The sequence below is a fragment of the Apibacter sp. wkB309 genome (assembly GCF_002964915.1).
GTDB lineage: Bacteria > Bacteroidota > Bacteroidia > Flavobacteriales > Weeksellaceae > Apibacter.
In genome coordinates, this window is record NZ_PSZL01000004.1 from 73,967 (window position 1) to 100,252 (window position 26,286).

Annotated in this window: 19 protein-coding genes; 11 read left to right on the top strand and 8 right to left on the bottom strand. The window is 31.2% G+C overall.

Going from position 1 to position 26,286, the window contains the following annotated elements; all coding sequences use genetic code 11:
- Positions 1–15 precede the first annotated feature (15 nt).
- The gene (gene proB, locus C4S75_RS04085) at positions 16–1,092 is read left to right on the top strand and encodes a glutamate 5-kinase (protein ID WP_105297051.1); all 1,077 of its coding nucleotides are present in this window, start codon (positions 16–18) and stop codon (positions 1,090–1,092) included.
- Positions 1,093–2,349 (top strand): glutamate-5-semialdehyde dehydrogenase, encoded by a 1,257-nt coding sequence (locus C4S75_RS04090; RefSeq protein ID WP_255410580.1) that lies wholly within the window; start codon positions 1,093–1,095, stop codon positions 2,347–2,349.
- Between the two features lie 289 nt (positions 2,350–2,638).
- Here C4S75_RS04090 and C4S75_RS04095 read toward each other — a convergent pair whose 3' ends face one another.
- Both C4S75_RS04095 and C4S75_RS04100 read right to left on the bottom strand, forming a co-directional pair.
- A complete protein-coding gene (locus C4S75_RS04095) occupies positions 2,639–3,982 on the bottom strand; it encodes an NCS2 family permease (protein ID WP_105297052.1) in 1,344 nt (447 codons plus the stop codon).
- Positions 3,983–4,100: 118 nt separating this feature from the next.
- A complete protein-coding gene (locus C4S75_RS04100) occupies positions 4,101–5,027 on the bottom strand; it encodes a ribonuclease Z (RefSeq protein ID WP_105297053.1) in 927 nt (308 codons plus the stop codon).
- Positions 5,028–5,348: 321 nt separating this feature from the next.
- Between C4S75_RS04100 and dctA the strand changes: the two genes are divergently transcribed.
- Positions 5,349–6,650, top strand: coding sequence for a C4-dicarboxylate transporter DctA (gene dctA, locus C4S75_RS04105; RefSeq protein ID WP_105297054.1), 1,302 nt, complete (start codon positions 5,349–5,351; stop codon positions 6,648–6,650).
- Positions 6,651–7,096: 446 nt separating this feature from the next.
- Positions 7,097–8,272, top strand: coding sequence for a cysteine desulfurase family protein (locus C4S75_RS04110; protein ID WP_105297055.1), 1,176 nt, complete (start codon positions 7,097–7,099; stop codon positions 8,270–8,272).
- Here the strand turns inward: C4S75_RS04110 and C4S75_RS04115 are convergent.
- The 3 genes from C4S75_RS04115 to gldJ form a co-directional block, all read right to left on the bottom strand.
- Complete coding sequence (locus tag C4S75_RS04115) at positions 8,244–11,087, bottom strand: hypothetical protein (protein ID WP_105297056.1); 2,844 nt, start codon at positions 11,085–11,087, stop codon at positions 8,244–8,246. The genes C4S75_RS04110 and C4S75_RS04115 overlap by 29 nt on opposite strands.
- A 32-nt stretch (positions 11,088–11,119) precedes the next feature.
- Positions 11,120–11,635, bottom strand: coding sequence for a Smr/MutS family protein (locus C4S75_RS04120; RefSeq protein ID WP_105297057.1), 516 nt, complete (start codon positions 11,633–11,635; stop codon positions 11,120–11,122).
- Between the two features lie 77 nt (positions 11,636–11,712).
- Positions 11,713–13,383: a gliding motility lipoprotein GldJ gene (gldJ, locus tag C4S75_RS04125; protein ID WP_370431228.1), complete on the bottom strand. Its 1,671-nt coding sequence runs from the start codon at positions 13,381–13,383 to the stop codon at positions 11,713–11,715.
- A 148-nt stretch (positions 13,384–13,531) separates the two neighbouring features.
- On the opposite strand from gldJ, the gene porU reads away from it, so the two are divergent.
- The 4 genes from porU to C4S75_RS04145 all read left to right on the top strand — a co-directional run bounded on the left by porU (position 13,532) and on the right by C4S75_RS04145 (position 20,281).
- Positions 13,532–17,410: a type IX secretion system sortase PorU gene (gene porU / locus C4S75_RS04130; RefSeq protein ID WP_105297059.1), complete on the top strand. Its 3,879-nt coding sequence runs from the start codon at positions 13,532–13,534 to the stop codon at positions 17,408–17,410.
- Positions 17,411–17,477: 67 nt separating this feature from the next.
- Positions 17,478–18,638, top strand: a complete 1,161-nt coding sequence (gene porV, locus C4S75_RS04135; RefSeq protein ID WP_105297060.1) for a type IX secretion system outer membrane channel protein PorV — start codon at positions 17,478–17,480, stop codon at positions 18,636–18,638.
- An 88-nt stretch (positions 18,639–18,726) separates the two neighbouring features.
- A complete protein-coding gene (locus tag C4S75_RS04140; RefSeq protein ID WP_105297061.1) occupies positions 18,727–19,740 on the top strand; it encodes a bifunctional oligoribonuclease/PAP phosphatase NrnA in 1,014 nt (337 codons plus the stop codon).
- Positions 19,727–20,281, top strand: coding sequence for an FKBP-type peptidyl-prolyl cis-trans isomerase (locus C4S75_RS04145; RefSeq protein WP_105297062.1), 555 nt, complete (start codon positions 19,727–19,729; stop codon positions 20,279–20,281). Before C4S75_RS04140 ends, C4S75_RS04145 begins: the two co-directional genes overlap by 14 nt.
- Before the next feature lie 41 nt (positions 20,282–20,322).
- On the opposite strand, the gene C4S75_RS04150 is transcribed toward C4S75_RS04145, so the two are convergent.
- A complete protein-coding gene (locus C4S75_RS04150; RefSeq protein ID WP_255410581.1) occupies positions 20,323–21,351 on the bottom strand; it encodes a bifunctional riboflavin kinase/FAD synthetase in 1,029 nt (342 codons plus the stop codon).
- Between the two features lie 31 nt (positions 21,352–21,382).
- Here C4S75_RS04150 and atpD point away from each other — a divergent pair, with 31 nt between their 5' ends.
- On the top strand, positions 21,383–22,897 hold the full coding sequence (atpD, locus tag C4S75_RS04155; RefSeq protein ID WP_105297063.1) for a F0F1 ATP synthase subunit beta: 1,515 nt from the start codon (positions 21,383–21,385) through the stop codon (positions 22,895–22,897).
- Positions 22,898–22,921: 24 nt separating this feature from the next.
- Entirely contained in the window at positions 22,922–23,191 is a 270-nt protein-coding gene (locus C4S75_RS04160; RefSeq protein WP_105297064.1) for a F0F1 ATP synthase subunit epsilon, read from the top strand.
- Between the two features lie 145 nt (positions 23,192–23,336).
- On the opposite strand, the gene trmB is transcribed toward C4S75_RS04160, so the two are convergent.
- Positions 23,337–24,008, bottom strand: coding sequence for a tRNA (guanosine(46)-N7)-methyltransferase TrmB (trmB, locus tag C4S75_RS04165; RefSeq protein WP_105297065.1), 672 nt, complete (start codon positions 24,006–24,008; stop codon positions 23,337–23,339).
- A 283-nt stretch (positions 24,009–24,291) separates the two neighbouring features.
- Between trmB and C4S75_RS04170 the strand changes: the two genes are divergently transcribed.
- Entirely contained in the window at positions 24,292–25,470 is a 1,179-nt protein-coding gene (locus C4S75_RS04170) for an MFS transporter (RefSeq protein ID WP_105297066.1), read from the top strand.
- Positions 25,471–25,622: 152 nt separating this feature from the next.
- On the opposite strand, the gene C4S75_RS04175 is transcribed toward C4S75_RS04170, so the two are convergent.
- A complete protein-coding gene (locus C4S75_RS04175; RefSeq protein WP_105297090.1) occupies positions 25,623–26,210 on the bottom strand; it encodes a hypothetical protein in 588 nt (195 codons plus the stop codon).
- Between the last annotated feature and the right edge of the window lie 76 nt (positions 26,211–26,286).

Here is a 26,286-nt window from a genome sequence, read left to right on the forward strand (position 1 = left end):
ACAAATTCATTTACCATGAAAGATAGAATTGTTGTAAAGATTGGAAGTCAGCTGTTAACCCGTAAGGATGAAACTCTTGACATTACCCAAATGTCTGATATCGTTGATCAGATTGCTGAACTTCATAAAAATAATACGGAAATCATTCTGGTTTCATCCGGTGCAGTAGCGTCCGGTAAAAATGAATTTAAAACCCACTCAAAACTTGACAGTATTTCAGCTCGCCAGTTATATTCTTCTGTTGGACAGGTAAAATTAATCCATAGATATTACGACCTATTTAATCAACATGGAATTCTATGCGGACAAATATTAGCAACTAAAGAAGATTTTTCAACACGTAGGCATTATTTAAATCAAAGGAATTGCATGAATATTATGCTTGAAAATCATGTGATTCCAATTGTAAATGAAAACGATGCGATTTCTGTTAATGAACTTATGTTTACGGATAACGACGAATTATCAGGCTTGATAGCCGCTATGATGGATTGCAAAAAATTGATTATTTTAAGTAATATCGATGGAATTTACACCGGCGATCCTTCAGACCCTGAATCTAAGCTTATAAAAGAAATAGACAGTTCAAGTGATCCTGTTGAGGATTATATACAATCTAAGCGGTCGACTACCGGAAGAGGCGGAATGAAAACCAAATATAATATAGCTAGAAAAGTAGCAGAAGAAGGTATAGAAGTAATTATTGCCAATGGAAGGGTGAAAAACATCATTTCTCGACTTGTAAATGGCGTTGACACACCTTCCACCCGATTTATTCCGGCATCCAAAGAAATTTCGGGCGTGAAAAAATGGATCGCCCATTCTGAAGGTTTCGCTAAAGGAGAAATACATATTAATGAAGGAGTAAGAAAAGCTTTATTAAATTTTAAAGCTGTCAGCATATTGCCTGTGGGCGTAACTCGGATAGTCGGAAATTTTGAAATTGATGATATTGTTCGCATTATTGATCACACCAAAAAACAAATTGGAATAGGACGATCTTCCTATTCCAGCGAAAAAGCGAAAGAAATTTTAGGACAGGCCAACAACAAGCCGATCATACATTACGACTATTTATATATTGAAAAATAAATGATGTCTTCTATTCAACAAAATATTTTTACCTCATCCGTTAAAGCAGTAAATGAACTAAATTTAGTTAATACTTATAAAATCAACCAAGTTTTAGAAGTTCTTGCCAAAGAAACTGAAAATTCAATTCCCTATATTCTTTCTGAAAATAAGAAAGACATAGAAAGGATGTCTACTTCCGATCCGAAATTTGATCGGTTGCTTTTAACTGAAGAACGCATACAAGATATAGCGAAAGATATTCGCAAAGTTGCCTCTCTTCCCTCACCTGTAGGAAAAATAATTTCAGAAAAAATTCTTTCCAATGGTCTTAAGTTATCTAAAATTACGGTTCCCTTCGGAGTTATAGGTATTATTTATGAAGCCAGACCCAATGTAAGCTTCGATGTATTTTCTTTATGTTTAAAATCGGGTAATGTTTGTATTTTGAAAGGAGGCTCTGATGCTTTTTTTTCTAATATAGCGATTGTTTCGATTATTAAGAGGGTTTTACTACAGGAGGGTTTGAGTCCTGATATTTGTAATTTATTGCCCGCTGATCGTTCTTCGACTTTACAATTATTGAACGCAAGTAATTATGTTGATCTTCTTATTCCGAGAGGAAGTAAAGAGCTTATTGATTTTGTTCGTGAAAATTCGAAAATCCCAGTAATCGAAACCGGTGCAGGAGTATGCCATACTTACTTCCACCGAGAAGGTAATTTAGAAATAGGAAAAGAGATCATCTTTAATGCTAAAACCCGAAAAGTTAGCGTTTGCAATTCGTTGGATTGCTTACTTATTGATAAGGAAAGAATACAGGACCTTCCCGAATTGTGTAAAAAATTAATTGAGAAAAAAGTAGTTATTTATGCTGATGAACCTGCATACGCTCAATTAGAAAACTCTTATCCCTCCAATTTACTGTATAAAGCAACTTCCGCAAATTACGGAATGGAATTCTTGGATTATAAAATGTCTATAAAAACGGTAAATACTATTAAGGAAGCAATTGAACATATAGCGAACTACGGATCCAAACATAGCGAAGCAATAATAAGCGAAAATAAATCATGTATAAAAATTTTTGAAAAGCTGGTTGATGCCGCTTGTATTTATGTTAATACTTCCACTGCCTTCACAGATGGCGCACAATTCGGAATGGGTGCAGAAATAGGGATCAGCACGCAGAAAATGCATGCACGAGGTCCTATGGCTCTGGATGAATTATGTTCTTATAAGTGGATTGTAGAAGGTAACGGTCAAATAAGACCGTAAATAATTCAGATAATAGCTTGAATGTTTTATTTATCAAATTAATAATTTTTTCGGTTTTCAAATTCAGTATAAAAATTGTAATTAAAACAGATGAATGCTTGATCCTTACTTATAAAAGATTTTATCAATTATAAATTTTGATAATAATAAAAGGCAATGGATGAATTAAATTTTAACCAGATGGTAAAATTTAATTCATCCACTTAAAAATATATATTTATTAGATTAAATTCTTAATCAAATATTATCTTTCTATAAATTAGTTTTTTATCATCACCGTCTTTCAATCTCATCCTAATATCTTCGATGCATCCAAAACTATTTTTACTAAAAACAGTAACGAAACAATATATACCGTTGGAGTAACCTCTTTTCTTCTGCCACCTAATACTTTCAATAAAGTAAAGCTTAGCATACCAAATACAATACCTTCAGCTATACTAAATGTAAAAGGCATAAAAATTATGGTTAAAAATGCGGGTAAACCTTCCGTGATATCATTAAAATTAATTTTTACAACAGAAGAAATCATAAAGAGACCGACAATAATTAATGCCGGTGCTGTGGCAGCTGCCGGAACCAATAAAAATATAGGTGCTAGAAATAAAGATAAAAAGAACATCAATGCTGTACTAACTGCTGTAAGACCGGTTCGCCCTCCGGAGGCTACCCCGGAAGCACTTTCTACATATGAAGTAATCGTGCTGGTACCCAAGATCGCTCCAACCGTTGTTCCCAATGCATCAGACAATAATGCTTTTTTCATTTGAGGAAAATTTCCTTCTTCATCCGTCAATCCCAGTTTAGATACAACTCCTATTAAAGTTCCAATCGTATCAAATAAATTAACAAATAGAAAAGTGAAAACTACAATCAACATATCCACTGAAAATATTTTGTCCCAGCCTTCTGAAGAAAACATCGGTTCGACAGCTTTACCAAATATAGGTTCAATGGAAGGAGGCATGCTTACCAATGATCCAGGTAATTGTATGTCGCCCAACAAATAGCTGAATAATGTGGAAACTACAATTCCCGCTAAGATGGATCCATTTATATTGCGCGAATGAAGTACAGCCGTTACCAATAATCCTGCAAAAGCAATCCATACCGAATGTTGTTTAAAATCACCTAAAGCAAGAAAAGTATTGGGATCAGATACAATGATATTCGCTCCTTTTAGTCCTATTAAGGTAATAAATAATCCAATTCCGACAGGGATTGCCTCTTTCAGTACTCTAGGAATGCTTTTAACTATCATTTCCCTGACATTCAAAAAAGTAAGAATTATAAATATAAGCCCCTCTATAAAAACAGCTGTTAGAGCAAATTGCCAAGAATATCCAAGTCCTAAAACTACAGAAAAAGCAAAAAAGCTGTTCAGTCCCATTCCGGGCCCTTGTGCTATGGGCAATTTTGCCAATATTCCCATTAACAACGTCGCAAAAATTATAGCCAACGTAGTTCCTGTAAAAAGAGCTTCTCTATCCATTCCCGTTTCCGATAAAATACTAGGATTGACAATCAAAGCATAGGACATGGTTAAAAAAGTGATGATCCCGGCTACTAATTCTTTTTTAATAGTTGTACCATTTTCGGATAGCTTAAAATATCCGTCTAGAAAAGTTTTCATGTTATCAGTTTAGTTTAGTTTAGTAAAAAGCAAAAGTACTAACAATTAAGTAATATTGATTAGTGTTTTTGTGTGTAAAGACTACCTTATCACTCATTTAATCATTTGCATCTTTTATTTAATTAATTATCAGTTTATTAAAATCTAAAGTTAAAAGCTCCTCGGGTAAAATCGTATTGAAAAAGACTTGATTGGCTTCTTCTTTTAGTAAGGATATATCGGTATAACGATTGGAAAAATGCCCTAATATTAACACTTTAACGTTTGCCGTTTTTGCTATTTCTGCGGCTTGATATGCTGTGGTATGTCCTGTTTTAGAAGCTAATTCTCTTAATTCATCCAAAAAAGTAGCTTCATGGTATAAAACATCAACCCCTTTAATTAACGGGACTATATTGGGACTGAATTTAGTATCTGAACAAAAAGCATAGCTGTAAGAATGTTTGGGAGGAAGGGTAAGATACTCATTTTTTATGATATCTCCGGATTGAGTTATAAAATCTTTACCTAATTTCAAATTATGATAATCGCATACTTCAATTTCGGGATTGTATCTAATTACATCCATATTTAGCCTTCTCGGCTTTACTTTTTCTTTAAATAAAAACCCATTGGTGTAAATACGATGGTTTAATGGAATCGTCCAAACACACAATTTATTATCTTCATAAATTAATTCACTTTTTAAAGAAGTCAGTTCAATAAAGTTAATATCAAACTGATTACTACTCTCAGTTAATAGTAATTGAACTTCTATTAATTTTTTAATTCCTTTGGGCCCATAAATGGTTAAAGGTTCAGTTCTTCCCAATAAATGAAAAGAAGATATAAGCCCGATCAAACCAAAAACATGATCGCCATGCAGATGAGAAATAAATATAGTATTAATATGGGTAAATTTCACTCTTGCTTTTCTAAGTTGTACTTGAGTTCCTTCTCCACAATCTATTAGAAAATATTGGTTATTACATTCTAATAACTGAGATGTAGGATTGGTACGAACAGTGGGAACCGCTGAGTTATATCCTAAAATAGTAAGTTTCATAAATTTTAAGTTGTATTTTTGTGTTTTTACAAACTATTACCTTACTAATATTTTTCATAAAAATACATGATTTTTTTCATTTGATAAATAAAAAATTAATTTTTAAGCCACTTTTTTTTACGCTTTTTTTTCTTTTTTAACGCATTTTTTAAGAAAATTAAGTGAATTTTTAATGAATTTTTTCTTAATTAAATTAGCGCAAAATATTATATTTCAAATAATTACATTTACAAAAAATGTTTTTTAAAGAAAAAAATTACAATTTATAACAATTCAAATATATTATTCATATATTACTGTCCTTAATAAAATAAAAACAATATGAAAATACTTAAAAGTCTTTACGTACAAGTAATAATTGCCATAATTATAGGTATTCTTATTGGATATTTTTTCCCAAGTGAAGATATTATAGTTAATGGGGTTAAACAACACAGTACGGGACTTGGTGAAATGCTAAAACCATTAGGAGACGGATTTATCAAGCTAATTAAAATGATCGTAGGACCTTTGATTTTCTGTACCATTGTGCTGGGTATTGCAGGAATGGAAGATACTAAGAAGGTAGGTAAGGTTGGTTTAACAGCTATTGTTTATTTTGAAATTATGACAACAATAGCTTTAATCATCGGCTTGGTTTTCGTTAATGTGCTAAAACCCGGAAACGGCATGCATGTAGATCCTTATGCATTGGATTCTTCATCTATGTCCCATTATATAGAAAAAAGTAAAGAAGATCACGGAATAATTACTTTTATTTTGGATATGATTCCTGAAAATGTTATTGCTTCAATTGCTTCTAATAATTTACTTCAAGTGTTGGTATTTGCCATTCTTTTTGGTTTTGCCATGACAAAAATTGGACCTAAATCTTCAAAACCGGTTCTATCCGTAATGCAATCTTTCCTGGATGGACTTTTTGCTATTATAAAAATAATTATGTATCTGGCACCTTTAGGAGCCATGGGTGCTATGGGATATACCATTGGAGTTTACGGATTGAAAGCATTGAGTAATTTAGGAATGTTAATCTTATGCTTTTATCTAACGTGTATTGTTTTCATTTTCGGAGTTATCGGAGCAGTTCTTTATTACAATAAAGTCAACATATTTAAATTTATCAAATATATTAAAGAAGAACTTTTAATAGTGCTCGGCACCTCATCTTCCGAATCAGCATTGCCGGGAATTATGAGCAAGATGGAGAAAATAGGCTGTTCTAAGTCTGTCGTTGGATTGGTTATACCAACCGGCTATTCTTTTAATCTCGACGGTACTTCGATTTATCTTACCATGGCTGCTGTTTTTATTTCTCAAGCTTTAGACATGCATTTGAATTTACAACAAGAAATTACGCTTCTTTTGGTATTGCTTTTAACCTCAAAAGGTGCAGCCGGGGTAACAGGAAGTGGTTTTATTACTCTTGCCGCTACCCTTCCGGTAGTAGGACATGTACCGGTTGAGGCTGTGGCGTTAATATTCGGTATTGATAAATTTATGAGTGAAGCAAGAGCTTTGACTAATTTAATAGGTAATGCAGCTGCTACTATTGTTGTTGCCAGAAGGGAAAATGAATTTAATTACGATAAAGCTGAAAGCATATTAATTTCCAATAAGTCTTAAGTGTGATTTTTAATTTATTTTTAATAAATATAATTCGTTAAATAATTATTATCATTTTTTTGGTAAAATTATAAATTAAAAATAGATTTGTATAAAATATACTAGTTTTGAAAGTCCCGGTAGATAATTTACTAGGGCTTTCTTAGTAAATTATCTATTTTTTACTTCGAATTATTTATAAATATTCTTGTTATCGCAGGCTTACATAAATTTATGATCATATATTTTTTATTTTTGTAATACTATAGATTTACATAATTTTAAATTTTAGGCTAATAAAATTTATTATTAGAAAATATTGAAAATATAAATGTTTTACTATGTTAGTTTTTATTTATATTTTAAATGTTAATCTTATGAAGTAATTTATTTCGATAAATAAATTATCTGCATGCATTTAAAATTGAATACGAGCAACTTTTGAATTATAATTAAGCAATTAACCAATGAAAAAAATATATTTAGACAGTGCCGCTTCAACTATTATAGATGAAAGAGTTATTGAAGCAATGATTCAATCTATGAAAGAAGATTTTGGTAACCCTTCTGCTATACACAGCTTTGGGCAAGAAAGCAAGTCAAAAATAGAAATGGTCAGAAAAAATATAGCTCAATGGTTGCATGTAAATCCTAATGAAATTATTTTCACAAGCTGCGGTACTGAGTCTAATAATTTAATTTTACGTTCTTGTATAGAAAATTTATCTATTAAACGAATCATTTCTTCTCCCTTAGAACATAAATCTGTTTTGGAAACCATCAGAGATCTAAAAGAAAAGCATCCTGAAATTGAAGTTGTTTTTCTTCCTTTGAAGAATAAAAAAGGGGATTTGGATATTGCTTTTTTAGAAGATTTATTAGAAGAAAAAACTCCAACATTAGTTTCTTTAATGCATTCCAATAATGAAATTGGAAATTTAACGGATATTGATTGTATTGCTCAATTATGTAAAAAACATGGAGCTTTATTTCATTCAGATACCGTTCAAACTATGGCTCATTATCCTTTAGATTTCTCTAAAACACCCATTGATTTTGCTTCTTGCAGTGCCCATAAATTTCATGGTCCAAAAGGAATAGGAATGGCTTTTATAAGAAAATCAAGCGGTTTAAAAGGTATGATAACCGGAGGAACTCAGGAGCGTAATTTACGAGCAGGAACTGAAAATGTTTACGGGATTGTTGGCTTAGGTAAATCTTTTGATTATGCTATGCAAGAATTAAAAGAAAGAAGAAGAATAATTGAAGATTTAAAACAATATACGATTGATCAATTGTCTAAAAATATACAAGGGGTTTTGTTTAATGGACATGGAACAGACTTTACTAAAAGTAACTATACTCTTTTAAGTATTTTGCTTCCTTTTCCCAATACTTTGGTTGGTTTTCAACTCGATATGAAGGGTATCGCCGTTTCTCAAGGAAGCGCCTGTGCTTCCGGTGCTTCTAAACCGTCAAAAACCATGTTGCAGCTTTATACCGAAGAAGAGTTAAAAAATACAACGACGTTACGCATTTCTTACAGCCACTATAATACAAAAGAGGAAATAGATGTTTTGATTAGCTTTCTTTCTGAAATACAAAAGAATTTAACTAATACCATCCCCGCCGAAAATGGGTAACCACCGCGCTTAAGTTAAAATTAAAGGTAAATCGAATATGGGATAAATAATTATTTTTTGCCGGTTCAAATCCCAACGTTGATTGAATGGGTAAATACAATTCTAAAAATTCAGGTATTATGTTCAATTTAACTCCTGAATCGTAGATAAAATAGGTAGATTTCTTTTTATTCGAATACAATCCCATATCAGCATATAAGTCAAAAGGCTTCCATAAATGTATTTCTCCATTTAGTGAAGTAATCCATTTATTGGCTGATTTATCCAACATGGATTTAAACCCTCCTTCAGCCATTATATATTGTTGATAAAACAATCCACCGGTTGCAGATCTTCCTAAATAATCCATGTAATTGAAACTATAATCTGTGATATGATCTACTCCGAAATCAAAGTAAGTAGAGTTTGAATGATTGTTTATAAAATATCCTCCAAAGTAGCGTAAAGTTATTTTTTTATTCGGCGCATATTCATGTCTAAAATATATTTCTGTACTTATTTTATTGAAAATATTAGAATGTTGGAAGTTCGTTTTACTATACCATTCATTGATTATTCTTTTATCTGAATGCGAATATGATAGATCCAGCAGATTGTAATGGGAATAATCATTTTTTTCTAATATTTTAAAAGGATCTTTTTCTCTTTCGACACTATTGAATGAAATTCCTATGGTTCTGTTAATATCTGATCTGGGCCTTTTCTTAAATATAAGATTTACGTTTCCTGAATATTTTTTATAACTCAAATTCTTATCATAATGATAATAAGTATATCCAGTTCCCATAGACATTCTTCTGAATATGCCCTCTTGCAAATCGTAATTGTAATTTAAGGATCCTGAACCTGTTAAACTTTTGGTTCCTGTTGAATAGGTTGGAGAAAATGAATATTCAAAAGGTCTTGAAAATGGAGAACTATTATAAAAACGTAAACCTAGTATAAATTTATCGTAATTGTTCCAGTTTATATTGGGTTCATAAAAAATTTGTGTATAATTAGGATTATCAACGTCTGCATAGAATTTCATTTGCAATTTCTTTCGGTTCTTATAAATACCCTCTGTGTTCAATAAATTATCATTATCGTTAATTTCCGGAAACAGGTAATTTTTATTTATAAGTAAACGATCATATTCTCCATTTTTAAATGAATATAAAGAATCTTTATGGGTTGAAAATACCCATTTCTGATTGATTATCTTCTTGTTTTTTTCTCCTGTGATTAATATTGGAATTGGTAAAGCCGTTTTATTAGTGATACGTACTTTTATAGTATCTTTTTCATACTTATCCTCATAAAATTTTTTTATCTTAAAATTAATACGATCATTGGTAACTATATAATTTTGAAAAAACCATGCTAAATTTTTTTGAGAGTTTGTTTCTAAAATACTTTGAAAATCTGATGAAGTAATTTCACGATCTTTTCCTTCTTCAATAAGCTTTTTAACTGAATTTTCGAAAAGATCCGCTCCCAAATAGGCGGATAGAAAATTAAAACTTAATCCCGATTTAAATCCACTAATTATATACTGATTGATATTGCTCAATTCTAAAAAATCTTCACTTATCGGCTGATCATAATTTTGAGTGGCTATATATCTGTATCCTAATTTATATCGATCGGTTATAGGAACTTTAGATATGAAAAAATATTGTAACGGTTTAATTTTTATTATGCTAAGTTCTTTAGGAAGATCACCTAATAATTTAGTGTCAGGATAATACTTCTTTAAATAATTTAATTGATAATAGGTAAGCAAACCGTTAGGTATCCAATGATATTTATTTTTATCCACTTGTATTACCTGATTAATAACTGAATAGGCAATTTGTTGAAACATTTTAAGATCAATTTTTACGTCATCAGGAAAAAGTTTCCATTCTTTTAAACCAAATAATTTAATATCATCAACTCCTATGAAATTATGATCTTTTTTAATTTTAGAGCTAATTAATAATTTTGAGGGTAGTTTGCCTAATTTTTCATTTAAAAATAGTAATTCTCGTTTGATATTTTTATAATAAATTTCTTTAAATTCTTCATTAATGGAATATCCAATAACCACTTCGGTTTGCGATCCGTTTATAGTATAAATAAAAGAAATCGGTTTATTTTTAGTAAGGATCATAGCAACAGCATCACCGCATGTTCCCTGTAATTGATTTTCTCCTACTTTTGTAAGATCTCCATCCATATATAAACCCACAGGATAGTAAAAGTTAATAGTATAATTGGTTTTTCTATAGGGATTAAACTCAGTATCGGTAAAAGGCTCCAACTTGGGTTTTGAATTGATAAAATCTAAAGGTTGTATAAAAAAGTTTTTTAATACATAAGTACCTTTCGAGGAAAATCCATATCCGGTAATTTTATTGTAAGGTATTTTTATATTATAATTTAAATCTAAAGATATACTATCATTGGGTGATAAAGGAGAAAAAAGATTTACTTCGTAAAATTCAAAATCTCTAAGTAAAAAAACGGGTTGTCGTTTATTTATAAAGATGGTCAAATCATTGATTCGACCTCTATCCATATATTTTGAAAAATATAAAGTTTTATTTCTATCCTCTAATTTTCGTTTTCCTAATACCGTATTAGTATTAGAATAGGAATTAGCGGCTGCGTGTAAATATATTTTATCTAAAGTTATACCCGTATTATTATAAAAAATGATCTTTTGTTTTACGGATATATTTTTAGTTAGGCTGTCTAAGGTTGCTGATATAAGTATTTTATCACTTTGTGAAAAGCACAATAAAGGTAAAATTACTAAAATTATATTCGTTAAGATTCTTAGAATTTTCATAGTTAACAGCAAGAAGACATAGCAGATGATTACTATTTAAATCTTATTTCAACGGCTCCAAAACGATATTTAATTATATCTGCTTCAAAATATTCAATATCATTCATACTATTTAATATTTTATAAATTTCTTTTTTTAATACTCCTTTTCCCTTGCCATGTATTAATATTAACTTCTTAACCTTATCTTTCTTGGCTGATTTTATTTCCTCCATAGCTTTATTAATTTGCTTTTCAAGCATTTGATGAGGCATCATGTTTTTAAAAGAATCAACAATATTTCCTATATGCAAATCAATAATTCTTTCTTGTATAATTTCTTTTGCTACATTGTTTGTCTTTTTAGAAGTTACATCTTCTTTTTTAGCATTAAAATCGATAACTTCAGTATACATGTTTGCATATTTATCATAAGCAATTAAGTTATTTAGTAAATGTGTAACTTCAAATCCATAAGAATCTATTAAAACTGCTTTATTTCCTATAAAATTTTTTATAGTAAAAATTCCTTCTTCATCCAGTAGTTTTACTTTATCCCCGATCTTCATACAGATTGAATTAATAAAGAAGGCTACCTTGAGGATAGCCTTCTATGTTTTGTTTATACTATTTAATATATTTTACATCATTTTCTGGGAACTCTATTGCTTGCTCCTCTTTTGGTTCTTTTAGAAGAGGATTCTTTACCTTTATGATCTTGAGCTACCCTAAATCCAACCCATACGGCAGACTCATTTTCAAGCATATATCTTCTTTGTCCCGGATCTAACCAATAAGCGGTATCATTCCAAGATCCTCCTTTAATTACTCTTAAATCATTACTGATTTGGGAGGTTCTTTGTTTGGAATCTTTATCTAACACTACTCTTCCGTTTTTATCTACTGTCCAGTTTCTAATAGGTGAATTGTAGTAATTAAAAGTACCGGTTGAATCAACACGACCATCTCCCGATTCTAAAGATGATTGTAAATCTCCGTCTCTAAAGTTTCTTGCATCATCAACAATCTCTGTTTCAAATTTTCCTGATAAATTTCTATACAATTTTCTTCCGTCTGCCAAAGTATCGTATTGAATTGAACCGTCATCAACTTTTTTAAATCTTCCGGGATTTCCTTCTTCACTAATAAATTGTTGATAAACGTTTCCTCTATAATAGTTGAAATCATTAAAATCAGTATCTATTAAAGGTCTATAAACGTCTTGTGTCCATTCAGCAACATTTCCATACATACCATATAAACCAAATGGATTGGATGGATATGCTCTAACATCAGAAGTAATTGCATTCCCATCATTAGCCCAACCTCCACTACCGGAATAATCACCTTGTCCACCGGATTTAAAATTATCCAGGAATTGACCTCTATTTCTTCCTTTTTTAGCACGCATTCTATTGATCATTACATCTTTACCTTCAATGATATTATACTGTCTGTTATCTGCTTCAGCCAGTGCAGCATATTCCCATTCTGCTTCTGTAGGTAATCTGAATTTTTGTACTAAATTTCCTTGAGCACTTTTATTAACTGCTATAATTCTATCATTTTTGCTGGTTATACCGCTTTGTTTAGCGATTTTATCTTGGTTAACAATACCTTCTAATTCAGGATCATTGTATTTATATTTTTCAACATTAAATGAATTTGAACCCACATTATTGGCCGGATTACTATAAAAATCTTTTGGGATAATACCTTTATTCATTAATTCTCTTTCATTGGCTCTATCAGTCAACCAATCACAATATCTTTGTGCTTGTAACCAACTTACTCCAACTACCGGGTAGTTATCAAATTGAGGAGCTCTGAAATAATCTTCTGAATAAACATCGTTTCTGGATAATTTGTTTTTCCAAACAAGAGTATCAGGAAGGGCTCCATAATAAATATCTTTATAATTCTCATCCGTTGGTGAATATACATACTTTAACCAAGTTACATATTCACGATATTCATAATTTGTTACTTCAGTCTCACCGATAAAAAAAGATCTTACTTGCATTCGGTTAGGGGTATTGTTCCAATCATGCATTACATCGTCTTTAACTAATCCCATAGTAAAAGCTCCACCTTCCACGAATACCATTCCAACCCAACCTTTTTCAGTCTTTTTCTTTTTACTATAAAACCAGCCGTTTCTATCGTTGGCTTTCCATCCGGTCAAACTTTTTGTATTTTTAGTTCCACCGCCAGGTTTAGTTCTCCCACCACCGCAACTAACTAATGCTAAGGAAATTGAAGAAACAACGGATAATAATAATATGAATTTCCCGATTCTCATTGTATTTATTTTCATAATTAAGATCATGCAAAAATAATATAATATTACTGAAAGAAAAATTTTTTCTACTTTATATTACATAACCTCAAATAACGTTAACTTATTTGTAGATATTGTATATTTAGTAAAATATTATTTCTACTTATTCGTTATTTAGTGTTAAATGAAAAGATTTTTATACATTTTTATAGCGTTTTTCATTCAAGTGTCCACATTTATCCCTGTGGCACAAACTATTACGATTAATTGGGACGGTATAAAGAATTTTTATTATTCTACTGAGCAAGTAAAAAAATATCCTTTCTTTACCAATGATAACTATTCCATTGATGAAGGAATACCTACTTTATATTATGCCGAGAAAACAGATTTTAATGGAGATGTATTTCTAACCAATTTACAATGGCAACCTATTGAAAAATCGCAACTTGGCGATACGCCTCTAGATTTCATTCCCGATGATGATATTTTCTGCGCGTCAATTACTAAGTCACGAGATCAAAAATTTATATCGGTAACCATTAAAACATTAAAGAAAACAGGCAATACCATTTTTAAACTGGTACGTTTTACCATTGAGAAAAAAAATTCGTTTCATAAAAATTTTTCATCTACAGAATCCTTTTTGAATGTTGAAAGTGTTCTAAAAAACGGATCATGGTATAAAATTAAAATAGCTAAAACAGGAATATATAAAATTGATCGTAATTTATTACAATCATTAGGAATAAATTGTAATTCCTTAGATCCCAAAACTATACGAATATTTGGCAATGGAGGAAAAATGCTTCCGGAACCAACCTCATCGTTCAGATACGATAATCTAAAAGAAAATGCCATTTTTGTACGTGGAGAAAATGATGGAATTTTTGATTCAGATGATTATATATTATTTTATGGGCAAGGACCGGACTACTGGATAAGAAATTCAACGGTAAAGCATAAAAAAAATATATATGAAGATTATGCATATTATTTTATTAACGTCAATCAAACTGCGGGAAAAAGAATTCAATCCAATCCTTACAAAACACCGAACGCTAAAGTATATGTAGAGTACGATGATCATCAATTTTTTGAAGAAGATAGACTAAATTTAAATCAATTAGGTAAAATATGGCTGGACGAAAATTTGGGATTGAAAAATTATAAAGAAATCCTATTTCCGGTGCATGACTTAGTTCCGGGTTCAAGCATAACTTGGAAATATTCTTGGGTATCAAGAAACGGTATTAACGGAAAAATAAATGTGTCATATAATGATAATCCGGTATATTCATCGATTTTAAGACCATCTCCTAATGAAATTGATTTTGCAATTGGAAGCCAAACACAAACTATTACTCCAACTAATAATCAATTAAAATTTACTTTAGGATTTGATAATTCGGCCAATCCCTCGGCTGAATTTTATCCCGATTATTTTGAAGTCTTATATAAACAAAAGCTTAAATTTAATGGTAGTCAAATGAATTTCAGAACATTTGATCCCATTGAAGATGGAAAAATATATGGGTTTACTTTTGTTCCTTCTGAAGATTTCGAAGTGTGGGATGTTTCAGATGTAGTCAACGCAAAAAAACTGGAACGATCAGCAAATGCCTTTACATATTCCTATCAATTGTTATCAACTAATTTTAAAAATGAGATGATTGCCTTTAAGCACTCAGCTGCCTACATTCCGGAAGTTGTTGGTAAAATTTCAAATCAGGCTTTACATTCCATCTCCGAAGTAGATTATATTGTAATAACTGTTCCTGAATTTGTTTCGCAGGCAAATCGCATTAAAAATTTACATCAATCTAAAAATCAATTAAAAGTTGAAGTAGTTACAGTAAATCAAATTTATAATGAATTTAGCTCCGGGGGACAAGATTTAACCGCAATAAGGGATTTTTTACGTTATTTATATAAGAAAGACAATGGAAAATTAAAATATGTGCTTCTACTGGGTTCTGCCTCTTATGACTATAAAAATAAAACCGGAACCGGACATAACTTAATTCCTACCTATCAAAGTTATAACAGCACCGGTCTTAATTATTCTTATGCAACAGATGATTTTATAACGATATTAGATGATAATGAAGCTAATTTAATAGGAGAAGATGCCAATCTTTCAGCCAGTCAATTAGATATAGCAGTGGGAAGAATGATTGCAAAAAATCTATCTGAAGCAACTGCGTGTGTAGATAAAAGTGTAAAATACGATAATGGAAAAGCTCCTCAAGGTACTCCTTTTGGAAATTGGAGATTAAACGCCTCTATTATTGTTGATATTGACAGTGATAATAATTTCCATAAAAAAATGGAAGAAACTATTGCTCAAAATATTTTTGATAAATCTTTAAAAGAATATACGCTTAAAAAGTTATATATAGATTCTTATAATGCAGATTACACTACAGGTGGAGCCAGATTTCCACAGGTAAATGAAGCTATTAAAGCCGCTTTTAACAATGGTAATTTAGTAATAAATTATTTTGGACATGGCGGTACATTATCTCTTTCTCAATATAGGCTATTTTCAAAAGAAGATGTAAACAGTTTGTCTAATTTCAACAGAGATTATTCTCGATTGCCTTTATTTATTACTATCTCATGCGATGTTTCCGTATGGGACAATCCTTCTTTAAATTCTTTAGGGGATTTATTATATCTCAAAAAAAATGGTGGAGCAAATTCCATGATTACAACTAATAGGGCGCTGTCAATATATTATGGGTTGAATATGAATCCTATAATCATGAAAAACATATTCACAAAAAAAACTGGAAGTAATCAATATATAGCTCTAGGTGAAGCACTTCGACTTTCCAAAAAAGATATCTTAAGTGGAGAAAGTCGAAAAATAAATTTGTTAGGAGATCCCGCACAATCATTGGTATACCCAAAACGTAAAATTAAGGTTACTAAAATAAACGGATTGGATGCTGACCATTTTTCGGGTGTTATAAAAGCCCTTGACTTTATTACCATTGAAGGCCAAGTACTAAATGAAAATGGAGATGTTGATCCCTCTTTTTCAGGAAATATCCAAACTGTTTTATATGATAAACCTGTGGATAAAAAAACTCTAAATAATTTTAATTATAATTCACTTAAACCACCTCTTGAATATAAAGAACAGGTTAATGCCATATATAAAGGGGGTTCACAAGTTAAAGATGGAAATTTTAAAATAGAATTTTACGTTCCTAAAGATATTAATTATGATATCGGCGATGGCAAATTACTTTTATATGCCGATAATTCTGAAATTGACGCCTTATATTTTAAAAATGATTTAAAAATTGGAGATATAAATCCCAATGGAATAAATGATTCGGAAGGCCCAAAAATAGGTTTATACATGAATAATCTAAATTTTGCTAATGGAGGAATAACTGATCGCTCACCGTATCTTTTAGCCTGTGTAACGGATAGTACCGGTATTAATTCAACCGGTTTAGGAATTGGACATGATATCACGGGCGTATTAAATAATAATGTAAACGGTACCATTATTCTAAATGATTTTTATACCGGGGGAGAATCTTCTCCTTGTCTAAATCCGAATTTAAAAGATTATCAAAAAGGAAAAGTTTGGTATCGATTAGATAATCTTGAAACAGGAAATCATTCAATTAAATTCAAAGTTTGGGATATTAATAATAATTCATCTTCTGCTACCTTAGATTTTTTAGTTGTTGATAACGGTGATCAGGGATTAATAATAAAAAAATTATTAAACTGGCCTAATCCATTTACAACTAAAACATTTTTTCATTTTGAACATAATTGTCCCGATATTCTTGATGTTCAAGTCCAAATTTTTACCGTATCCGGAAAATTAGTTAAAACTATTAACAAAACCGTTACTTCTCAACCATTTAACGAAGGATACAGAACCGACAAATTCGGAATTGAATGGGATGGATTGGATGATTTTGGAGACAAAATCGGAAAAGGTGTGTATATTTATCGTGTAAAAATAAAAGGAACATCTGAATTTTGTAAGGGTTCAGTTTCTCAAGTGGAAAAATTGGTAATATTAAAATAAAATTTATTTTTGCATTATAAAAACGCTATAATAAAAAAAATTTATATCATTTTAACTCAAATAGTTCATGAAAAAAAGAATTTTAATTCTGACGTTGTTATTATTTAGCGCCTTTAAGGCTCAGAATAGAAATTACGCCATAGTCACCGGAGCACCCTTTTTAAGAATATCACCGGATGCTCGTTCTGGCGGTTTAGGTGATCAAGGGGTGGCAACGTCACCCGATGGGTTCTCCCAATTTTGGAACCCTTCAAAATATGTTTTTGGAACTAGTTATTCCGGAGTAGGTCTTTCATATACTCCTTACATGAATAAACTAACTAGCGATGTATTTTTATTAAATGGAACTTTTTATACATTCCTCGGTGAAGAAGAAAGAAGCACATTAGCCGCAAGTATTTATTATTTCAACATGGGTGAAATCCAACTTAACGAATTATTGGGAAATAACATTGTTGAAAAAGGTATTTCTAAACCTAATGAATTTGCATTAGATGTGTCTTATGGACTTAAATTAGCGGATGTATATTCCATGGCGGTTACCGCTAGGTACGTTCGTTCCGATTTATTTAACAATGTTGACAATTCATCTGCCCAAACAAAGGCTGCCAATACATTTGCAGTTGACGTAACCGGATATTTCCAATCTGAAAAAAGCAGTTCTTTCGGCAATTATGAAGGAAGGTGGAGAGCCGGTTGGGGGTTATTTAATATGGGACCTAAATTAGACTACTCTGACAGCAAAGAAAATTCCAGCTATTTGCCTACTAATTTAAGATTAGGTGTGGGTTATGACCTGTATTTCGATGACGATAATAAATTGGGATTGACTTTTGAAGCTACAAAATTACTTGTTCCTGCACCCGAAGAAGTTAAAAATCCCGATGGTAGCATAACATATCAAGTTCCCGATAAAAGTTTTATTTCCGGAATGTTTAAATCATTTAGTAATAAAGATGTAGGCAAAGAAATTACGTACAGCATTGCAGGTGAATATACTTTCAATAACGCATTTGCTTTTCGTACCGGTTATTTCTACGAAAATCCTGACAAAGGAGGAAGACAATATGTAACACTAGGAGCAGGTCTTAAATATCAATCGTTCGGTATTGATTTTTCCTATCTGATTACAACTTCAAGTGTTAATAATGCTTTAGACAATACGTTACGATTTGGATTGACGTGGGATTTTGGTGGTGATGCAACCAATGCTTACGACAATTATTAAAATTTCAACTAAAATATCTAACCTATAGTAAGAATCACTCTGCATAAAAGAGTGATTTTTTTTACATTTACCAAAATTATACAGTACGATGTTTACACCTGAAAAACTCAATGAATTAAAACAATTAATAAAAACAAAAAAAAATATACTCATTTTGGCTCATCAGAATCCGGATGGTGATGCCATTGGTTCTTCTTTAGGATTATATCATTTTTTACGTACCCTTGGAGTTCAATCCACGATAATTGTACCGAATGAATTTCCTAAATTTTTAAAATGGTTGCCGGAAGCCAAAAATATTATCATTGGTGAATATCGGGTAAAATTCGTTGAAATAGCTTTTAGAAATGCAGATTTAATTTTCTGTCTTGATTTCAATACTTCTTCAAGGATTAATCAATTGGAAACAAAATTAAATGAATCAAAAGCCGTTAAAGTGTTGATTGATCATCATCAAAACCCGGATAATTTTGATTACATATATTCAGATACTTCTCAACCGGCTACTTGCCAAATGATTTATAAATTTATTGATGCTTTAGGTGAAGTATCAAAAATCGATGAAAAAATAGCAACTTGTCTATATACCGGAATTTTAACTGACACCGGAAGTTTTCGGTTTAAAAATACCACCGCCGAAACTCATAAAATTATATCCGTATTTTTGGAAAAAGGTGCAAAACCGGATCTTATAGCTTCCAATATTTTTGATTGTAATACACCGGAACGACTAAAACTTTTAGGCTGTGTTTTAGAATCCATTGAACTTATTCCTAATAAAAATACTGCAATATTGTATGTGACCAGAAATCAATTGTTAGAATTGGGTTATCAAAAAGGAGATACGGAAGGATTTGTTAATTACGGGCTTTCCATTGTAGGCATTAAGTTTGTTGCATTTTTTATGGAAGATCTGCAAAATGATTTTGTTAAGATTTCTTTCCGTTCCAAAGGTAATTTTGATGTTAATGCGTTTTCTCGAAGCTATTTTAATGGCGGAGGACATATTAATGCTGCCGGTGGTAGAAGTGATCTTTCTTTAAAAGATTCTATTTCAAGATTTAAAAATATAATTGAAAACGAAATCCATGAAATTTCTTAACATTGCAATTATATACTTATTTTGTATAGGCATTTTTTTTTCGTGTCAAAAAAAAGAAATTTTCCTTCCGGTTACTAATTCAAAATCTGCATACGGCAAAAAATTATTAGAAAACTCTAAAGCTAGAGAAGATAAGGAAAGGGATTTCTTGCAAAACTGGATTAGTAAACGAGAGGATTCTTTACATTTAAAATTTATGCCTACTTCTTCGGGTATATGGATTCGATTTATTTCACATAAAAAATCTCCACAACCTAAAAATAATAGTTGGATTAAATATTCTGCTGAAATAAAAACACTTTCAGGAGATGTAATTTATTCTTTTGATGAGTTTGGTGAAAAGCAGGGAGTTTTAGGAAAATTTAAAGAGATAAGAGGAATTGAGTCAGCATTGTACATGATGGAAAAAGGAGATGTAGCTGAAATAGTCCTCCCCTCCTTCACTGCCTATGGTTTATATGGAGATGAAAATAAAATTGGATCTAATGTTCCCCTCTTAGTAACCCTTACTTTAATCGACGTTAAACCTTTATCGAAATGATTGTCTTATAAAATTTAGTCGGATACACTTATTTTGAAAAATTAATTATATAAACCTTTAAAATAGTTTTGTGTGTTTTTCTTATCCAAAGTCAATCTAGCCTTAAGATTATCTAATGAAGAAAATTTGATCTCATCACGTGCTCTATCATAGAAATAAATTTCAATTTCTTTTCCATATAAATCCCTATCAAATTCAAGTATATGAACTTCTATTTGTTTTTTTAAACCTTGTATGGTAGGACGCATTCCTATGTTCATCATCCCGTAAAAAAATTCATCTTTAATCTTAACTTTGACGTAATATACCCCATTTTTTGGGCATATCTTATGTGGTACAATTTCAATATTTGCAGTAGGGAAACCGATCGTTCTTCCTATCTTATCACCGGTAACCACTTTGCCCTTCATAAAAAAATTATAACCTAAATACTCGTTTGCTTTACCTATTTTACCTTCGCTAATTTTATTTCTAATTTTAGTGGAACTGATTACAGAAGTATATCCACTTACTGAAGGAAGTTTGTAAAGAGTAAATCCAAATTGTTCGGAATATGTTTGCAAGCGTTCGTAATTTCCATCCCGATTATTTCCAAATTGATGATCATAACCAATAACTAATGAATGTATGTGTAATTGGGATACTAATAGATCTCTAACAAATTCTAAGGCACTTAACCGGCTAAACTCTTTCGTAAATTCTTGTACAAATAAATGCTGCACATTAAATTTTTCCAAAAGTTGTATTTTTTCATTTAAAGTAGTTAAAAGCTTAAGTTCAGTAGTAGGTTGTAAAACAAATCGGGGGTGTGGATTGAATGTCATAACTGCTGTTTCAGCTCCCTCTTTATTAGCAATATCATGTAAATAGTTTAAAACAAACTGATGGCCCAAATGCACTCCATCGAACATACCTAAAGTTAGTATAATTTTATTTTCTTTAGCTACTCTGAAATTTTTAGTATGAATATTCACCGGTAATGAAAACAAATTGTCTGCAAAAATATGATATTTTTTTGGTTTTTTTTCAACGCCTATAAGCTTTAAAATAGTATATTTGTAATTCCACAAAGGAAATGTAATTATTTGAATTTTAAATTATATGGTAACTGAAAATAAAGGTAAAATATCTCAGGTAATAGGTCCGGTTATAGACGTTGTTTTTGATGACGTAGAACAACTTCCCAATATATATGATGCTTTAGAAGTTATTAAAGATAACGACGAACCCAATTTAGTACTGGAAGTTGAGCAACATATAGGTCAAGATACAGTTAGATGTATCGCTATGGATGCTACGGATGGCTTATATCGAGGTCAGGAAGTTATAGCAACCAATAAACCTATAACGGTTCCTATCGGTGAAGAAATTAACGGACGTTTATTCAACGTTATCGGAAAAGCTATTGATGGAATCGGTGATGTACCCAAAACCCATGAATTACCTATACACAGGCCTTCTCCGAATTTTGAAGATATTTCTACTTCTGCAGAAGTTTTATATACCGGTATTAAAGTTATCGATCTAATTGAGCCTTATTCCAAAGGAGGTAAAATTGGACTTTTCGGAGGTGCTGGAGTTGGTAAAACCGTATTGATTCAAGAATTGATTAACAATATTGCTAAAGGACACGGTGGGTTATCTGTATTTGCCGGTGTTGGAGAACGAACTCGTGAAGGTAATGACCTATTACGGGAAATGTTGGAATCTAAAATTATCTCGTATGGAGATGAATTTATGAAATCTATGGAAGAAGGCGGTTGGGATCTTTCAAAAGTTGATTTTGAAGCTTTAAAATCATCAAAAGTTGCCTTTGTTTTTGGTCAAATGAATGAACCTCCTGGTGCTCGTGCCAGAGTGGCTCTATCCGGTTTAACCTTAGCCGAATACTATAGAGACGGATTAGGAGCCGGAAAAGGTCGGGACGTATTGTTTTTTATAGATAATATTTTCCGTTTTACTCAAGCCGGATCGGAAGTTTCTGCTTTATTAGGACGTATGCCTTCTGCGGTAGGGTATCAACCTACCTTAGCCAGTGAAATGGGTGCACTTCAAGAAAGAATTACCTCAACTAAAAACGGTTCTATTACATCTGTTCAAGCGGTTTATGTTCCGGCAGACGATTTAACTGACCCTGCCCCTGCAACTACATTTGCTTATTTGGATGCTACTACTGTATTAGACAGGAAAATTGCTTCATTGGGTATCTATCCGGCCGTAGATCCACTACAATCTACTTCGCGAATTCTTTCTCCTGAAATTTTAGGAAATGATCACTATGAATGTGCTCAAAATGTTAAGGAAATCCTTCAAAGATATAAAGCTTTACAAGATATTATTGCCATCTTAGGTATGGAAGAATTAAGTGAAGAAGATAAATTAGTGGTTTATCGAGCTAGAAAAGTACAAAGATTCCTTTCACAACCTTTCCATGTTGCAGAACAGTTTACGGGAACTCCCGGTGCATTAGTGGATATTAAAGACACGATTAAAGGGTTTAATATGATTCTTAACGGAGAATTAGATCAATATCCGGAAGCTGCCTTTAACTTGAAGGGAACTATCGAAGAAGTTATTGAACATGGCGAAAGACTATTAGCTGAATTAAAAAAATAATTTGTTGAATAATTTTAAATTTTGATGAAAATACAAATACTTACTCCGGAAGAGGTTATTTTTGACGGTGAAGTGTCATCTATAACAGTTCCAGGTTCATTGGGTGAATTTCAAATGTTGGAAAACCATGCTTCTATTGTTTCTACTCTTGAACCCGGAATCATTAAGCTGGAAAATGTAAGTTCTTCTTCCAACGCTACTAAATTAACGAATGATGGCAAATACCAAACATTCACTATAAAGAGCGGATTATTAGAATTTAATAACAATAAAGGTATAATACTTTGCGATTAAATTATTTATACAAAAATATTATAATAACATAAAAAAGGATTGTTACTCAATCCTTTTTTCATTATATATAATTTACATTTAGAGTATCTATCTAGTTAAGATATTTATAATAGGTGAATCATATATCAAGAAATTCCGTTTATAGTTATATTTTAAAATTCAGATAGGTGATAGGTTTACCTTCTTTCAAAAACATATTCTCATAAAAAGTTTTTATTTCTCTTACGTAAGAAGGTAATTCATATTCCGGCGCTCCATAAATATCATGGTGAGAAGATAACACGGTATATCCCAAACCATGTATTAATCCGTTGGCATACCCATGTAAAAATTCACTATCCGTTTTTAAATGGATACTTCCTCCTTCTTTCATAATTCTTTTATACTTTTCAAGAAAAATAGAATTTATTAATCGGTGCTTTGTCCTTTTATATTTAATTTGTGGATCCGGAAATGTTATCCAAATTTCATCTACTTCACCGGGAGAAAATACATGTTCAATTAATTCAATTTGAGTGCGCAAAAAACCAACATTTTTTATTTGTTGTTCTATGGCTGTTTTTGCTCCTCTCCAAAAACGTGCTCCTTTAATATCTATTCCTAAAAAGTTTTTATCGGGAAAATGTTGCGCTAAACCAACGGAATATTCTCCCTTTCCACAACCCAATTCAATGATTATGGGATTATCATTTTTAAAAAATTCTTCTTTCCATTTACCTTTATAATGAAAATTAGAAAGTATTTCATCTCTCGTAGGCTGTATTACATTATCAAAAGTCTTGTTTTCAGCAAATTTACGAAGTTTATCCTTGCCCATAATTTAGTATTGAATGTACAAAAATAACTATATTCGTACACATTTCAAATTTCTTTATTTTTAGCTAGATCCACAATGTGACAATGAATGAATACCTCCAAATAAATTTTATATATGCAAACTAAAAACGTTCCCTTTTAAATCTTCTTAAATTTCTTTAACATTCATTAAAATATTAAAATTAAAGTTTCAATTATTATTGTTTTTATAATTCATTCATAAAAAATTTCATATACTTAAAATTAATTTAATATTTTTATAAATTAAACACTATTAATAACCAATGGACCTTTCTCAACCAAAACTTACTCCTAAAATACTTTGGCTGATGGCTATTAGTTCAGGACTAGTAGTAGCAAATAACTATTATAACCAACCACTATTGGGTTTAATGGCCAAAGATTTTAATGTCAGTGAATCAAAAATAAGCGGTATAACCATGTTTACGCAGATAGGCTATGCCTGTGGACTATTTTTTCTGATTCCTTTAGGTGACATGTTTCGTAGAAAAAAAATTATTCTTATTGATTTTATATTCATTATTGGTAGTTTATTAGCTATGGCTGTCAGTCCTTCCATAGAATTATTATTTCCCATAAGTTTTATAATAGGCTTTACCTCAGTTATTCCTCAATTATTTATACCCATGGCTGCAACTTTGGCAGCTCCGGAAGATAAACCTAAAGCCGTAGGATTTGTGATGAGCGGATTACTCATCGGTATATTGGGATCGAGGGTTTTAAGTGGATATATCGGCGATATTTTAGGATGGAGAGAAATGTTTTATATCGCAGCGATATTAATGGGGGTTGTTTATCTTTTGATATATTTTAATTTACCGGAAATCTACCCGAATTTTAAAGGAAATTATAAAAAGTTAATGCTTTCACTCGTTGAGCTTTTTAAAACAGATTCATCATTACGCTCTGCCGCTTTACGAGGAGGACTTAGTTTTGCTTCTTTAAGTGCTTTTTGGACTCCTTTGGTTTTTCATCTTGAAGAAAATTTTCATTTAAGTGATGGATCAGCAAGTAATATAGCCGGAAAATTTGGCTTAGTAGGTGCATTTGGAGCTTTGGCTGCTGCCCTCATGGGAAAAGTTATATCTAAATTCAATAAAAATACGATACTTGTTTTTACCGCATTATTGATTTTACTTTCATGGATTATATTCTACTATGGAGGTTATTCTTATTTGGGTTTAACTATTGGGATTATATTAATTGATATTGGTGTGCAATCTACCCAAATTACTAATCAATCTATTATTTTTTCAAATCACCCGGAAGCAGGTAATCGTGTTAATACTATTTATATGACCAGTTATTTTATCGGTGGATCACTGGGAACCTTTATTTCTGCTTATGCTTTTGAAATTTATAATTGGACCGGGGTGATTAGTGTAGGTAGTTTTTTCGCTATAATTATGTTAATATTCCATTTACTGTCAATAAAACGATAATGTTTTGTTAGTTTATTTCTTTTGTAATTATTGGATAGTAGTATAAAATAAACAAGTAATATTTAATTCATTAAACCGATGGCAACTGACTTTATTTCATAAAAAAAACTCCTATTTTCTAGGAGTTTTAATTTTTTTTAACAGCAGTTAAATTATTTGGATTGTGGAATATAAATTTGAAATCCTAAACCAAAACCTAAACCACTTTGTTTGTTTCCGTTGTTAATATTTTGAATTGCAGCTGCATAGTTATATCCGATTGTACCTTCTAACGCTACAGAACGGGTAATAAAATGAGCGTAACCCACATTTACACCAAAGGCAAATCCACTGTCTGAGCTTCCGTTAACTGCTGCTCCTTTGAACCCAACATCACCTTCAGCAAAAAATCTTCCGGTTTCTTTAGCACCTTCAGGGAAGTAATATCTTACAAAAGGCATAACTCCATAGTTCCAAATAGGTTTTTCATCATCTTGAAATACTGCCCCGAAATCTATAGCTGCACCAACGGCTATTCCATGAGAAAGAAAATACCCAACTCTAGGAGTTAAATTAAATGAAAATCCTTTGTTTTCGAAATCATAGCCGAGATTTGTAATACCTGCTCCGGTCAACCAGCTTCCTTTTTGAATTGGTGTAGAACCTACGTTAGCCGAAGTTTGTGGTGTAGTTACAATCTGTGCATTTGATATTGCTATACTACCTAAAAAAATAGTAAACAATAAAAGTACTTTTTTCATAATTATTATATTATTTTTATACACCATAGTAAACGACAAAACCTATGCCAAAATTTTAACAAAATATTATATTTTT